The following is a 12,925-nucleotide window of genomic DNA, read 5'->3' as shown; positions in this document are numbered from 1 at the left end:
GGGCGAGCAGTCGACTGTCGCTCTCCTGGTCAAGTACGGACGGCGGGGGCCGCGGCGTTCAGCGTGACGGCGTTGTCCGCGCGGTGAGTTCCGCGGGCCGCTCCCGCAGCCGCCATCCGTGGTCGACGGGGCCGATGCCGGCACCGAGCGCGAAGCCCGCCGCGATGGCCGACGTGACGTACTCCTTGGCCTGCCGCACGGCGTCGGGCACCGAACGGCCCTCTGCCAGCCCCACCGCGATCGCCGAGGCGAGGGTGCACCCCGTGCCGTGGGTGTGCCGGTTGTCGTGCCGCGGCGCGCGCAGCCAGTGCTCCTCCCTCCCGTCGGTGAGCAGATCGACGGCCTCTCCCGGAAGATGACCGCCCTTCACCAGGGCCCAGCGGGGGCCGAAGTCCAGCAGGCGTCCGGCCGCCCGGCGCATGCCCGCCTCGTCGTCCACGGTCACGCCGGTGAGCTCGGCGACCTCGTCGAGATTGGGCGTCACCACCGTCGCCACCGGCAGCAGCCGGCCACGCACCGCGTCCAGCGCGTCGTCGGCCAGCAGCCGGTCCCCGTGCTTGGAGACGCTCACCGGATCGACGACGACGGGAGCGGCCACGTCCGCCAGCAGTTCGGCCACCGCCGTGACCAGTCCGGGCGACGCCAGCATCCCCGTCTTCACGGCCTGTACGCCGATGTCGTCGACGACGCTGCGGTACTGGGCGCGCACGGCCTCCACGGGCAGTTCCCAAGCACCCTGCACACCCACCGAGTTCTGCGCCGTGACCGCGGTGAGCACGCTCATGCCGTGCGCGCCCAGCGCCAGCATCGTCTTCAGGTCGGCCTGGACTCCGGCGCCACCGCCGGAGTCGGAACCGGCGATCGTCAGGACCAGGGGTGGCCGGGACATGGGAGTGCTCCTCTCGGCGGTGCTGCGTGCGGACGGTGTGCAGGGCCGTCAGCGGACGGGAACGGCGGTGCGGCCGCGTGACCGCAGCGGGGCGTAGACGGCGAGCGCGACGAGGAACGCCACGTAGTAGGAGAGATCGGCGCCGTGCAGCGCTTCGGCGACCGGACCCACGTACAGGCCGGTGTCCATGAACGGGACGGCCGCGGCGAACGCGGCGACGAACGCCAGCAGCGCGGGCCAGGCCGGCTGCGGCAGCGACACCTCGGCGGTGACGTCGAACGCGGCACCACCGCGGGCGCGGGCCCGTGCGACCCAGTCCACGACGACGATCGCGACGAACCCGGGGATCCAGTAGCCGACGAACAGCAGCACGTTCTGGAACCGTGCGGTGGTGTCGGCCGCGTGCATCCACAGCACCAGCGGGAAGCCGAGCACGGCGGCGAGTGCGGCGGCCACCGGGCGGGGGACACGCACCCCCACGGTCTGCAGGGCCAGCGAACCGCTGTAGTCGTTCATCGCGTTGCTGCACACCGCAGCCAGCGCCACCGCCAGCAGCCCGAACGCGCCGGCGGCCCCGCCGCCCAGCAACTCGTCGACGCCCGCGGCCGTCTGGTCCGTGAGCACGGACGCCCCCCACAGTCCGAGGGCCTGCACAACCACGAACGACACCACGAGACCCAGCAGCGTGCACCAGAACATGCGCGGACGGGAGGTGCCCCGCGGCAGATACCGGCTGAAGTCCGTCGCGTACGGCGCCCAGGACAGGGCGAGACTCAGCGCGATGGTGCTGGTCAGCACGAACGCGCCCGCACGGTCGGCGCCCACCGCCGCACCCGTCGAGGCGGGGTGGACACCGTCCAGCATCCGCCAGGCGATGACCGCGAACGAGACGGCGAGCACGAAGGTCATGACGACCTGGAGGCGGTGGATCGCCTCGTACCCCAGGACGCCCAGGGCGCCCTGCGCGGCCATCATGACCAGCACTCCGACCCAGAACGGCCAGCCGCACAGACGGGCCAGCGCGTCCCCGCCGAACAGCCCGATCAGCGCGTCCCAGGCCACCGACGACACCCACTGCAGGATGCCGGGCAGCGCCACGGCACGGCCGAAGGCCAGCCGCGACAGAGGGAGTTGGCCGGTTCCGGTGAGGCCGCCCCAGGTGCTCAGATACGCGGTGGGCAGGGCACCGAGCACGGTGCCCAGGACGACCGCGGCGAGCGCGGTGCCGAAGTCCAGGCCGAGCGCGACGCCGATGGTCCCGGTGAACACACCCGTCATGGTCAGATTGGGTGCGAACCACACCGTGAACAGCCGTCCGGGCCCGCCGTACCGGTTCCCCTCCGGGACCGGCTCGATTCCGTGTCCCTCGACCCTCAGGTCACCGGGAGCGGCCGGCATCCTGCCGTCGAAGACGGCCGGCCGGCCGTCGGCGGGCAACCCGCCGGAAACATGCGCCGATGGCATGAAGACATCCCTCCGCCAGTACGAACTGGTTCAGGTTCGACGGGTGTGATCTCAGCCCTCGATCGGGGCACCCCGTGTCCGGTACGACGCACACCCTAACGGACGCCGCGACCGGCGGGTGAGTCCAGGTGTTAGCCCGTATGTCCGACGTGGGGGCGACGCCGCACACGTCCCGGCGGACACTGGGGGCAACCGTACGGCGGGCCGGCCCGCAGCCCTTTCATCCCCGGACGCGCTGAGGAGTCACGGCATGCCGCTTCTTCACTCGGGCGACCTGGGCATCCACTACCAGGTCGTCGGGGAGGGCGACCCGCTCGTCCTGGTCCACGGCTCCTGGAACGACCACATGTCGTGGCGGCCGGCCATCGACGCCGACGCCCGCGCGTCGTTCCGGGTGATCACCTACGACCGGCGGGGCCACGGCCGCAGCGAGGCGGCACAGGGTCAGGGCACTCGGCGGGAGGACGAGGACGACCTCGCGGCCGTGATCGAGCAGGTGGCAGGGGAGCCCGCGCATGTGGCGGGCAACTCCTTCGGAGCCTCGATCACGCTGGGCCTGGCCACACGCAGCCCCGGGCTGTTCCGGAGCGTCACGGCCCACGAACCTCCGCTCTTCGCGATCGTCGCCGACGACCAGGACGCCATGGCGCAACTGCGCCCGACCCAGGCCTCGGTCGACGCGGCCCTCGACCATCTCCGCAACGGCGAGTACGAGCAGGCCGCCTGGCTGTTCGTGGAGGAGGTCGCCCTCGGCCCGGGCATGTGGGACCGGCTGCCCGCCGAAGCGCGCGAGACGTTCGTGCACAACGCGCCCACCTGGCTGGACGAACAGTGCGATCCCGGTTGGGCGACCCTGGATCTCGACGGCCTCGCCCGCTGCTCCGTACCGCTGCTGCTGAGCCGGGGTTCCGAGAGCCCGGCCTGGACGGCGAAGGTCCTCGACCGGCTGGCGGCGGCCGTGCCACAGGCGCGGTACCAGGTCCTCGAAGGGGCGGGGCACATCCCCCACGTCACCCACCCGGAGCAGTACGTCGACGCGCTCACCCGCTTCATCTCCCGGCTGCCGGCCCCGGGCGGACGGGCGGAAGGAGGCAGCACGCCGTGACCGTGATCTCCCTGAAGTCCGCGCAACTGCGCGACGGACCGACCCTCCCGTACGCCGAGGCCGGGTACCCCGGGGGCACACCGGTCGTCTTCGTCCACGGGCTGGCCGACTCCTGGTGGTCCTTCGAGCCCCTGCTGCGGCGTCTGCCGGCGTCGCTGTACGGATACGCGCCCACCCAGCGCGGCCACGGCGACGCCGACCGCCCTGCCACCGGGTACGCGCCCGAGGACTTCGCCGCCGACCTCGTGGCCTTCCTCGACGCCACGGACATCCCGCGCGCCGTCCTCGTCGGCGCCGCCGGGGGTGGTGTGCCGGCCCGGATCGTCGCGGGCAGCCACCCCGACCGGATCTCCGGGCTGGTGCTGCTCGGTGTGCCGGCGACGCTCGCGGACAAACCGGCGGTCGACGCGATGCGGGAGAGCGTGCGGGGGCTGTCGGATCCGGTGCCGCGTGATGTCGTCGAGGCCTTCATGGCCCCCGCCGTGGGGGACCGCCCGGTCGCCCGTGGCCTCGTCGAGACCATGGTCGAGGAGAACCTCAAAGTTCCCGCGCACGTCTGGAAGGAGACCCTGGACGGTCTGCTGCAGGCCGATCTCCGAGCCACCCTCGCGGGCATCCTGGTGCCCACCCTCGTGATCTGGGGCGAGCAGGACGGGATCCTGCCCCGTGAGGACCAGCAGACGATCCTCGACGCCATCCACGGATCACGCCTGCTCACCTACGAGGGGACGGGCCATGCCGTCCACTGGGAACAGCCCGAGCGGGTGGTCGCCGACATCGCCGCCTTCGTCGCGGGCATCGAGCACCCCGGCACCTCCGCCATGCCCTGACGACCCGCGGTCCCGGCATCCCGCGGAGGTCGATGTGCCCCCCGAGAGGGGCAGGCACACGCACGGGCGAAGGAGGACGGAGACGGTGCGGTCCACGAAGAGTGACGGTCTGTCACCTCGTGATTCTCCATTGCTGGTTGGCGCCGGAGTTGTGTCGCCCTCGCCCTCGCTCATCCACAGCGGCTTGTCCGACGCCTCGGCCAGGTCGCGGACACCGGTGCGCCCGCCCGTGCCGTATGTGTGCACATTCATCCGGCCGACCAGCGAGCGGACGTCCCGCGGGTAGGTGTTCCGGTTCTGCGTGAACAGGCCCGGGTTGGTCTCGTCCGTCGCCGAGACCTTCGTGCCCGTCCTCGCGGCCTTCAGGGCCGGGGCCGGCGCCCGGATCACCTTCTGCTGGAGCTCCGGCCCGATGTGGCGCCTTCCGGACAGCCCCCGACCGGCTTGCCGTCCGCGCCCAGCCGGGTGCTCCGGTAACCGGTGGCGGGCTCGTTGCTCGCCGGTCGACGTTTCGGTGCACCGCCGTGTCCCGCGCGGGGTGCGGCGGAAGGCCCCCCGGACGGGGGCCTGACCGTCCGGGGGTGTCAGGGGAGGGCGACCGCGCGACGGACCTCGTCGTCAGGTCGCCGGCTGCCGCAGCACGGCGACGCCCCTGGGGGACAGGACGAGCGCTCCGTCCTCCTCGGCGCGGCCGGTCAGCGGTTCTCCGGTGATTCCGGCCACCGGCACCGGCTCGTCGGTGCGGTTGACGAGGAAGAGGTAGCGGTTGCCGGCGTCGCGGCGCACGACGAGCTCGACCTTTCCCCGTGCGCCGTCGGGCAGTTCACTGCCGACCCCGGCGTGGGCGAGCAGCGCGGGCAGCAGGCCGCCGAGGCCGTCCGGGCCGAGCCTGGTGGAGACGTACGAGGCCGAACCCCGGCCCACTGTCCGGCGGGTGACGGCGGGAAGGTCGGCGGAGGGACCGGTGAGGTACCGCGCCAGTACCTCCACCTCGGGGTCGACCACCGAGATCCGGTCGGTCCACAGGGTGCCCGTCGCGACGCGCCCCGCGGCCCCGTCCGGCACGCCGTCGTCGTCCAGCCGGACGTCGGCCGTGTCGCCGTCGAGCAGCGGCCCGAACTCCTCGACGCGGATGCCCAGCAGTTCGCGAAGGGCGCCCGGATAGCCGCCGAGCCATACATGGTCGTTCTCGTCCACCACTCCGGAGAAGTACGTGGTGACCAGGTGGCCGCCGTTCTCGGTGTACCGGGTGAGCTGCTTGGCGAGCGCCGCGGGGACCACGTGCAGTACCGGGGCGATCAGGACCTGGTACGTGTCGAGGTCGGCGCGCGGGGGGACGACGTCCGCCCGGACGCCGAGCGCGAGCAGGGCGGAGTACCAGTCGAGGGCCTCCCGCCGGTAGTCGAGCAGGGAGGTGGGGTGCGAGTCCTGCTCGCTCGCCCACCACGACTCCCAGTCGAAGACGATCCCGACCCGGGCCGGCTCCCGCGTGGTCCCGGCGACCGGGGCGAGCTCCCGCAGGGTCCGGCCGAGCCCGGAGACCGCACGGAACACGGCGCTGTCGGGCCCGGCGTGCGGCACCATCGCCGAGTGGTACTTCTCGGCGCCCGCGGCCGACTGGCGCCACTGGAAGAAGCAGACCGCGTCGGCGCCGTGCGCGACGTGCAGGAGCGAGTCGCGGGCGAGCTCGCCGGGGCGCTTGGCCACGTTGACGGGCTGCCAGTTGACGGCGCTCGTGGAGTGTTCCATCAGGAACCACGGGCGTCCGCCGGAGATGCCGCTGACGAGGTTGGCGGAGAAGGACAGTTCGTCCCGGTCCTGCGGATCGGGCACCACGTAGTGGTCGTTGGAGACGAAGTCGATCTCGTCGGCCCAGTCGGCGTAGTTCATGCCCTTGGTGCCGCCCATGACCATGAAGTTCGTGGTCACGGGGATGTCCGGGGTGATCTCCCGCAGTACGTCCCGCTCCGCGCGCAGGTAGTCCTTCAGCGCGTCGGACGAGAACCGCTTGAAGTCCAGCTGCTGCGTGGGGTTGGGGTGGGAGGCGGCCAGCCGGGGCGGCAGGATCTGCTCCCAGTCGCTGTACCGCTGCGACCAGAACGCCGTGCCCCAGGCGTGGTTGAGCCCGTCGAGGGTGGTGTAGCGGACGCGCAGCCACTCGCGGAAGGCGCGGGCGGCGTCGTCCGAGAAGTCGTAGACGTTGTGGCAGCCCAGCTCGTTGGAGACGTGCCAGGCCACCAGCGCGGGGTGGTGCGCGTACCGCTCGGCCATCTTCCGCACCAGGCGCAGCGCGTGGGCGCGGAAGACGGGCGAGGTGGGCCGCCAGTGCTGCCGCGCGCCCGGCCACACCGTCTCACCGGACGCGGTCACCGGGAGGATCTCCGGGTGCGCCGCGGTGAGCCAGGGCGGCGGGGACGCCGTGGCGGTGGCCAGGTCGACTCCTATGCCGCCCGCGTGCAGCAGGTCCATCACGTCGTCCAGCCAGGCGAAGTCCCACTCGTCCTCCGTCGGCTGGATGCGTGCCCACGAGAAGATCCCCACGGAGACGATGTTGACACCGGCCTCCTGCATCAGCCGGATGTCGTCCTGCCACACCTCGCGCGGCCACTGCTCGGGGTTGTAGTCGGCGCCGTACGCGAGACGTGGGGTGGGGTCACCGTCCGGCCCATGGGGGTGCTGGGACAGGAGGGTGGAGATCATGGTGGTCCTTCCGGTGTTCCGTACGGTGCGGCACGGGGTGCGTGGGCGCGCCCGACCGGTCGCGCCCACGGGGACGCTTCCGGTCGGTCGCTTCCGGGCCGGCTACTTCTGAACGGTGAAGCCCTGCTCGTTTCCGTACTTGACGGAGGCGTCCTGCCAGCTCTGCAGACCGGCGGTCAGCTTGGTGCCGGAGACGTAGGCCTTGCCGACGGTGTCGTTGAAGATGGAATTGGCGTAGACCTGGTAGGGCAGGTACGACCAGTCCGCGGCGACGTTCGCGGCCGAGTCGGCGAATACCTTGTTGGCCTTCTGCCCGCCGAAGTACGGGAATTCGGTGTTCTGGAACGAGCTGGACCGGAGGTCCGCGGTGGTCGCGGGGAAGGCGCCGGCGGCGAGGCGGGTCTGCACCCCCTTGCCGGCGTTCGCGTACTCGACGAAGGCGTAGGCGAGTTCCTTGTTCTTGCCCAGCGCGGGCAGCGCGAGCGAGCTTCCGCCGTTCTCCGCGCTGGCCTTGTCGCCGGCGGTCCAGGCGGGCAGCGGCGCCGCGCGCCAGTCGCCGGACGCGGCCTTCACACCGGTGGCGAAGTTGGCGGGCATCCAGGCGCCGGTGGCCAGGGTGGCGATGGTGCCGTCACCCAGTCCCTTGTACCAGTCGTCGCTCCATCCGGTGATCGGCGCGAGCAGCTTCTCGTCGATGAGCTTCTGCCAGACCTCGGTGTACTTCTTCGCGCCCGCGTCCGAGAAGTCGATCTTCACTGTGGTGCCGTCGACCTTGTAGGGCCGCGAACCGGCCTGCCACAGCAGGCTCGTGGTCTCGCCCGCGTCGCCGGTGTCGTTGGCGATGTACGCCTTGGGGTCGGCCTTGTGCAGGTCGCGAGCGGCCGTCAGGTACTCGTCCCAGGTGGTCGGCACCTTGATCTTGTACTTGTCGAAGACCTTCTTGTTGTAGAACAGCGCCATCGGCCCGGAATCCATCGGCAGGGCGTAGATGTTCTCGGTCCCGGCCTTCACGGCGTTCAGCGGGCCGGGCGAGTACTTGTCCGCGAGCTTGTCCGCCCCGTACGGGTTCAGGTCGTCGAGCCCCTTGGTCAGCGCGTACTGGCCCAGCGCGTAGTACTCGATCTGCGCGACGTCGGGGACGCCCTTCTTCGCGGAGATGGCGTTCTGCAGCGCCTTGTACTGGTCGTTGCCGGTGCCCGCGTTGACGAGCTTGACGTGGACGGCGGGGTGTTCCTTCTCGAAGTCGGCGACGACCTGCTTCAGCGTGGGCTCCCAGGCCCAGACCGTAAGGTTGCCGCCCTTCTTGAGGGCCGCGTCTATGTCCTTCGCGGACACCGCCTTCTGCGCGGCGTCGCTGTCGTCGGAGCCGCCGCAGGCGGTCGCGCCCAGGGCGAGGGCGGAGACCAGGGCGAGGCCGCGCAGCAGGCGGCGAGGGTTCATGTGCATGGAGGTGCTTCCACTTCGTCGTGGCCGAAACCGTGCCTGATGAGGGTTGAGGAACTGTGGGGGAGTCGGAGGGCGGGGGAGCGGGTGCGCCGTGGCGCGGAGGCGGGAATCCGGGGCGCGGGGCTACTCCTTGACGCTTCCGGCGGCGAGCCCGGACTGCCAGTACTTCTGGAGCAGGAGGAAGGCGGCGATCAGCGGCAGGATGGTGATGAGCGAGCCGGTGATCACCAGATGGAACACGGGCTGTCCGCCGGCGGTGGCGGCCTGGGCGTTCCAGCTGTTCAGGCCCAGGGTCAGCGGGTACCAGTCGGGGTCCTTGAGCATGATCAGCGGCAGGAAGTAGTTGTTCCAGGTGGCGACCATCGTGAACAGCGAGACGGTCACGATGCCGGGTGCGAGCAGGGGCAGAACGACCTGGAAGAAGGTGCGCACCTCACCCGCGCCGTCGATGCGGGCGGCCTCCAGCAGCTCGCCGGGGACGGCCTCGGTCGCGAAGACCCACATGAGATACAGACCGAACGGAGAGATGAGGGACGGAATGATCACGGCCCAGGGAGTGTCGGTCAGTCCCATCTTGCTGAACATCAGGAAGGTGGGTACGGCCAGGGCGGTGCCCGGTACCGCGACGGCGCCGATGACGATGGCGAAGACGGCGCGCTTGCCGGGGAAGGTGAACTTGGCGAGGGCGTAACCTCCGAGGACGGCCAGCAGGGTGGCACCGCCCGCGCCGGCCACCACGTACAGGACGGTGTTCAGCAGCCAGCGGGAGAAGACGCCGTCGTTGTAGGTGAACGTCTCCTTGACGTTGTCCCACAGGGCGAAGTCGCCGTTGAACCACAGTCCGAACGAACTGGCCAGCCCCTCCTGGGTCTTGGTGGCGCTGATGACGAGCCAGGCCAGCGGCACCAGGGAGTAGAGCAGGACCAGTCCGGTCAGTGCGGTGAGCAGCATGCTGCGCCGGGGGCGGCCGGGGCTGCGCCGCCGACGTGAGGCGCGCAGCCGGGGCACCGGGGCGGCGGTACCGGCCGGCTGAGGTGCGGGCTGGGAGACGGTGCTGACGGGGGTGCTCATCGCTTCACGCTCCCTTGCGCATGCCGCGCAGCTGGACGATGTAGGCGATGACCATGGTGATCAGGCCCATGACGATGGCGACCGTGGCGGAGTAGTTGTGCTGCTGGCCCGAGAAGGACAGCGAGTAGGTGTAGTAGTTCGGGGTGTAGTCGGTGGTGATGGCGTTGGGCGCCAGCTTCTGGAGGATGCTCGGCTCGTTGAAGAGCTGGAAGGTGCCGATGATCGAGAAGATCGTCGCGATCACCAGGGCGCCTCGGATGGCCGGGAGCTTGATGGCGGTGATCACGCGTATCTGTCCGGCCCCGTCGATCTGCGCGGCCTCGTAGAGGGAGTGCGGGATGACACGGAGTGCCGAGTAGAAGATCAGCATGTTGTAGCCGACGAACTCCCAGGTCACGATGTTGCCGATGGACGCCAGGATGAGGTCGGGCCCCAGCGGGTTGGGCAGCGAGACGCCGAGGGCGTCGTTGATGTCGCTCACCAGGCCGAACCGGGTGCCGTACATGAAGCCCCACATGAGCGTCGCGACCACGGCGGGCACCGCGTAGGGCAGGAAGATCGAGATCCGGAAGAAGTCCCGGCCGTAGAGCCGTCCGCTGTCCAGGGCCAGGGCGACGAGCAGCGCGATGCCCAGCATGATCGGCACCTGGACCAGCAGGAACAGCGAAACGCGGGCGAGTGAGGACCAGAACTGGTCGTCCTGAAGGGCCTGTTGGTAGTTGTCCAGGCCCACGAAGGTGGTGCCGCCGATGAGCTGGTCGCGGAACAGACTGAGGTAGATCGAATACGCGATGGGTGCCAGGAAGACAAAGGCGAAGACCACCGCGAAGGGGCCGATGAATCCCCACCCCGTCCAGGAGCGGCGGTCCCGTCTCGCCGGTTGCCGGATCGGCGGCCGTGTCGCGGCCGGTGGCTGAAGCGTCGTCATGTCGTTCCTCGCTCGTCCATCTCGGAACCGGCGCCGGGCGCCGTTACGATGTTTACGCAAACATCGATGCCGCGAGTGCGCTGCGGGCTGTTATGTTTACGTAAACATCTGATGGCGGCATGTCTACACTGCCCCCATCTCGGTGGTCAAGAGTCACCTGATGAATCTGAGACTCGGGCAGTAGGGGAGACGGGTGGACACAGCGGACGGTGCCTCGACGAGCGAGGACCGGGCACGAACACTCACCGGGCGGCGGAGCCGGCGCCGCGCGCAGACCGCGTCCATGGCGGACGTCGCCCGTCTGGCAGGCGTCTCGTCCCAGACGGTGTCGCGCGTGTCCAACGGCTACGCGGGCGTCAACGAGGAGACGCGACGGCAGGTGCTCGCCGCGATGAAGGAGCTGGGCTACCGGCCCAACAGTGCGGCCCGCGCCCTCAAGCGCGGCGAGTTCCGCACCATCGGTGTCATCACCTTCAACCTCTCCACCACGGGCAACATGCGCACCCTGGAGGCGATCGCCACGTCCGCAGCGCAGGAGGGGTACGCCGTCACCCTGCTCCCCGTCGCGGTCCCGACCCAGGACGAGGTCCGCGGCGCCTTCTCCCGACTCGGCGAACTCGCCGTCGACGCGGTCATCGTCATCATGGAGGTCCATCTCCTCGACGCCGCGACGATCTCCCTGCCGCCGCACGTCCAGGTCGTCGTGGCCGACTCCGACGCCGGTGACCGGTACACCGTGGTCGACACCGACCAGGTCGGAGGAGCGCGCTCCGCGGTCCGGCACCTGTTGGACCTCGGCCACCGCACGGTCTGGCACCTGGCCGGTCCCGAGGAGTCGTTCGCGGCCCATCGCCGAGCCGACGCCTGGCGCGCCGAACTCGTCGGGGCGGGCCGGACCGTGCCCCCCGTGGTGCGCGGCGACTGGTCGGCGGAGTCCGGCTACCGTGCCGGGCTGCAGCTGGCCGACCGGCAGGACTGCACGGCCGTGTTCGCCGCCAACGACCAGATGGCACTGGGCCTGCTCCGGGCCCTGCACGAGCGGGGCCGGAGGATTCCCGAGGACGTCAGCGTCATCGGTTTCGACGACATCCCCGAGGCGGGCTCCTTCCTGCCTCCCCTCACCACGGTGCACCAGGACTTCGCCGAGATCGGGCGGCTGTGCGTCGAGGGCGTTCTGCGGAGAATGCGGCAGGAGGGGGTGGAGCACGGCACCACGCTGGTGCCCACGCAACTGGTGGTGCGCGACAGCACGGCGCGGCCGGCTGCTGAGCCGGAGGACCGATAGTGACGTTGCGGTTGTCCCGTCCCGCTGGACGCTCTCCCTGTCACGCTTGATCCGGGTGGTTCGGCTGCCCTGGCACCCCGGTACCGAGGGCGGCCGCTTGTTACTGTTTCCGATCATGCGAGCCCTCTTCCCGGGATCCTTCGACCCGGTCACTCAAGGTCACCAGGACGTACTCCGGCGCGCTGCCCGCCTGTTCGACGAGGTCGTGGTGTGCGTGATGTTCAATTCGAACAAGACCGGCCGCTTCTCCATCACGGAACGGCTGGACCGGCTCCGCGCGGCAGCAACCGGCCTGAGCAACGTCACGGTCGACTCCCACACCGGCGGCCTGCTGGTCGACTACTGCGGTCGAGCCGGAATCGACGTCGTCATCCGCGGAGTCCGCGGCGTCCCCGACCTGGACTACGAAATGCCGATGGCCCGTATGAACCACGAACTGTCCGGAGTCGAAACGTTCTTCATCGCCGCAGACCCCGCCCTGGCCCACATCTCCTCCACCCTCGTCACCGCGATGAGCCGACAGGACCGTGTCCCCGAAGGATGACTCGCGTGAGCCTCCTCCAGGAGGTGGGCGGCGACGAGGGTTCCCATCCGATTGATCGCCCCGGTGCCGTGAGGTAGTCATACCGGATGATGAACGGCGAAAAGATCGGGCTCAGGGCCCGGCACGAAGCGGACGTGCCCGTGCTGCACACGGGGCTCCACGAGGACGTGGCCGTCCGCTCGCAGAGCGACACCCGGCCCTGGCAGCCGATCGCGCAGGACTCGGCGGCCTCCCCCTTCGCGGTGTCCGAACCTTCGGAGAAGGTGGCCCCCTTCTCCGTGGTCGCCCTCGACTCGCAGGAACTGGTCGGCGCGGCCATGCTGTGGTCCATCGACAGCCACAACAGGACTGCGCACCTGGGCATTTCCGTCCTGCCCGCCTTCCGCGGGCGGGGGATGGGCTCGGACATCGTCCGGGTACTGTGCGAGTACGGCTTCGCGGTCCGCGGAATGCAGCGCCTGCAGGTGGAGACCCTGGCGGACAACGCGCCGATGATCGCGGCCGCGCGGAAGAGCGGCTTCACGATCGAGGGCACGCTGCGTCGCTCGGCCTGGGTGTACGGCGGGTTCAAGGACGTGATGGTGCTCGGACTGCTCGTCGACGAGTGGACCGCCTGACCGCGTGCGCGTGAACGGCCGGACGGGCGCGGCGACGACGGACGAG

At 70.4% G+C, this 12,925-nt stretch carries 11 protein-coding genes, 1 pseudogene and 1 riboswitch; of the genes and pseudogenes, 5 read left to right on the top strand and 7 right to left on the bottom strand.

Features of this window, described 5'->3' with window-relative positions; translation table 11 throughout:
• Window positions 1–58 precede the first annotated feature (58 nt).
• Together thiD and H305_RS0105070 are read right to left on the bottom strand one after the other, a co-directional pair.
• Window positions 59–889 carry a bifunctional hydroxymethylpyrimidine kinase/phosphomethylpyrimidine kinase gene (thiD, locus tag H305_RS44510; RefSeq protein ID WP_051370375.1) on the bottom strand — a complete coding sequence of 277 codons (831 nt, stop codon included), beginning with the start codon at window positions 887–889 and terminating at the stop codon, window positions 59–61.
• Between the two features lie 48 nt (window positions 890–937).
• Window positions 938–2,353: a purine-cytosine permease family protein gene (locus tag H305_RS0105070; RefSeq protein WP_037762484.1), complete on the bottom strand. Its 1,416-nt coding sequence runs from the start codon at window positions 2,351–2,353 to the stop codon at window positions 938–940.
• Window positions 2,344–2,438, bottom strand: a riboswitch (TPP riboswitch). Its footprint overlaps the gene before it by 10 nt.
• A gap of 165 nt (window positions 2,439–2,603) precedes the next feature.
• Between H305_RS0105070 and H305_RS0105065 the strand changes: the two genes are divergently transcribed.
• Entirely contained in the window at window positions 2,604–3,458 is an 855-nt protein-coding gene (locus H305_RS0105065) for an alpha/beta fold hydrolase (protein ID WP_028799461.1), read from the top strand.
• Window positions 3,455–4,288, top strand: a complete 834-nt coding sequence (locus H305_RS44505; protein ID WP_051370374.1) for an alpha/beta fold hydrolase — start codon at window positions 3,455–3,457, stop codon at window positions 4,286–4,288. Before H305_RS0105065 ends, H305_RS44505 begins: the two co-directional genes overlap by 4 nt.
• Before the next feature lie 153 nt (window positions 4,289–4,441).
• On the opposite strand, the pseudogene H305_RS54435 reads toward H305_RS44505, so the two are convergent.
• The 5 genes and pseudogenes from H305_RS54435 to H305_RS0105040 all read right to left on the bottom strand — a co-directional run.
• A pseudogene (locus tag H305_RS54435) lies at window positions 4,442–4,782 on the bottom strand (ricin-type beta-trefoil lectin domain protein); the annotation flags it as partial.
• Window positions 4,783–4,906: 124 nt separating this feature from the next.
• A complete protein-coding gene (locus H305_RS0105055) occupies window positions 4,907–6,988 on the bottom strand; it encodes a beta-galactosidase (RefSeq protein ID WP_028799460.1) in 2,082 nt (693 codons plus the stop codon).
• A gap of 102 nt (window positions 6,989–7,090) precedes the next feature.
• On the bottom strand, window positions 7,091–8,434 hold the full coding sequence (locus tag H305_RS0105050) for an ABC transporter substrate-binding protein (RefSeq protein WP_028799459.1): 1,344 nt from the start codon (window positions 8,432–8,434) through the stop codon (window positions 7,091–7,093).
• 123 nt (window positions 8,435–8,557) lie between these two features.
• A complete protein-coding gene (locus H305_RS0105045; protein WP_028799458.1) occupies window positions 8,558–9,505 on the bottom strand; it encodes a carbohydrate ABC transporter permease in 948 nt (315 codons plus the stop codon).
• A gap of 4 nt (window positions 9,506–9,509) precedes the next feature.
• Entirely contained in the window at window positions 9,510–10,433 is a 924-nt protein-coding gene (locus H305_RS0105040) for a carbohydrate ABC transporter permease (RefSeq protein ID WP_028799457.1), read from the bottom strand.
• Window positions 10,434–10,626: 193 nt separating this feature from the next.
• Between H305_RS0105040 and H305_RS0105035 the strand changes: the two genes are divergently transcribed.
• The 3 genes from H305_RS0105035 (at window position 10,627) to H305_RS0105025 (ending at window position 12,879) form a co-directional block, all read left to right on the top strand.
• Window positions 10,627–11,718: a LacI family DNA-binding transcriptional regulator gene (locus H305_RS0105035; protein ID WP_037762481.1), complete on the top strand. Its 1,092-nt coding sequence runs from the start codon at window positions 10,627–10,629 to the stop codon at window positions 11,716–11,718.
• A 115-nt stretch (window positions 11,719–11,833) separates the two neighbouring features.
• Entirely contained in the window at window positions 11,834–12,262 is a 429-nt protein-coding gene (gene coaD / locus H305_RS44500) for a pantetheine-phosphate adenylyltransferase (protein WP_051370373.1), read from the top strand.
• Between the two features lie 86 nt (window positions 12,263–12,348).
• Window positions 12,349–12,879, top strand: coding sequence for a GNAT family N-acetyltransferase (locus H305_RS0105025; RefSeq protein ID WP_028799455.1), 531 nt, complete (start codon window positions 12,349–12,351; stop codon window positions 12,877–12,879).
• The last annotated feature ends 46 nt before the right edge of the window (window positions 12,880–12,925 follow it).

This window comes from Streptomyces sp. 142MFCol3.1 (genome assembly GCF_000424945.1).
GTDB classification, from domain to species: Bacteria; Actinomycetota; Actinomycetes; order Streptomycetales; family Streptomycetaceae; genus Streptomyces; species Streptomyces siamensis.
This window is presented reverse-complemented; position numbering and strand designations above follow the sequence as displayed.

Bases quoted from the DNA above. Each gene is read 5' to 3' on its own strand.
- coaD (WP_051370373.1), top strand. From the start codon at position 11,834: ATGCGAGCCCTCTTCCCGGGATCCTTCGACCCGGTCACTCAAGGTCAC.
- thiD (WP_051370375.1), bottom strand. From the start codon at position 889: ATGTCCCGGCCACCCCTGGTCCTGACGATCGCCGGTTCCGACTCCGGC.
- H305_RS0105040 (WP_028799457.1), bottom strand. From the start codon at position 10,433: ATGACGACGCTTCAGCCACCGGCCGCGACACGGCCGCCGATCCGGCAA.
- H305_RS0105050 (WP_028799459.1), bottom strand. From the start codon at position 8,434: ATGCACATGAACCCTCGCCGCCTGCTGCGCGGCCTCGCCCTGGTCTCC.
- H305_RS0105055 (WP_028799460.1), bottom strand. From the start codon at position 6,988: ATGATCTCCACCCTCCTGTCCCAGCACCCCCATGGGCCGGACGGTGAC.
- H305_RS0105025 (WP_028799455.1), top strand. From the start codon at position 12,349: ATGATGAACGGCGAAAAGATCGGGCTCAGGGCCCGGCACGAAGCGGAC.
- H305_RS0105070 (WP_037762484.1), bottom strand. From the start codon at position 2,353: ATGCCATCGGCGCATGTTTCCGGCGGGTTGCCCGCCGACGGCCGGCCG.
- H305_RS0105045 (WP_028799458.1), bottom strand. From the start codon at position 9,505: ATGAGCACCCCCGTCAGCACCGTCTCCCAGCCCGCACCTCAGCCGGCC.
- H305_RS0105065 (WP_028799461.1), top strand. From the start codon at position 2,604: ATGCCGCTTCTTCACTCGGGCGACCTGGGCATCCACTACCAGGTCGTC.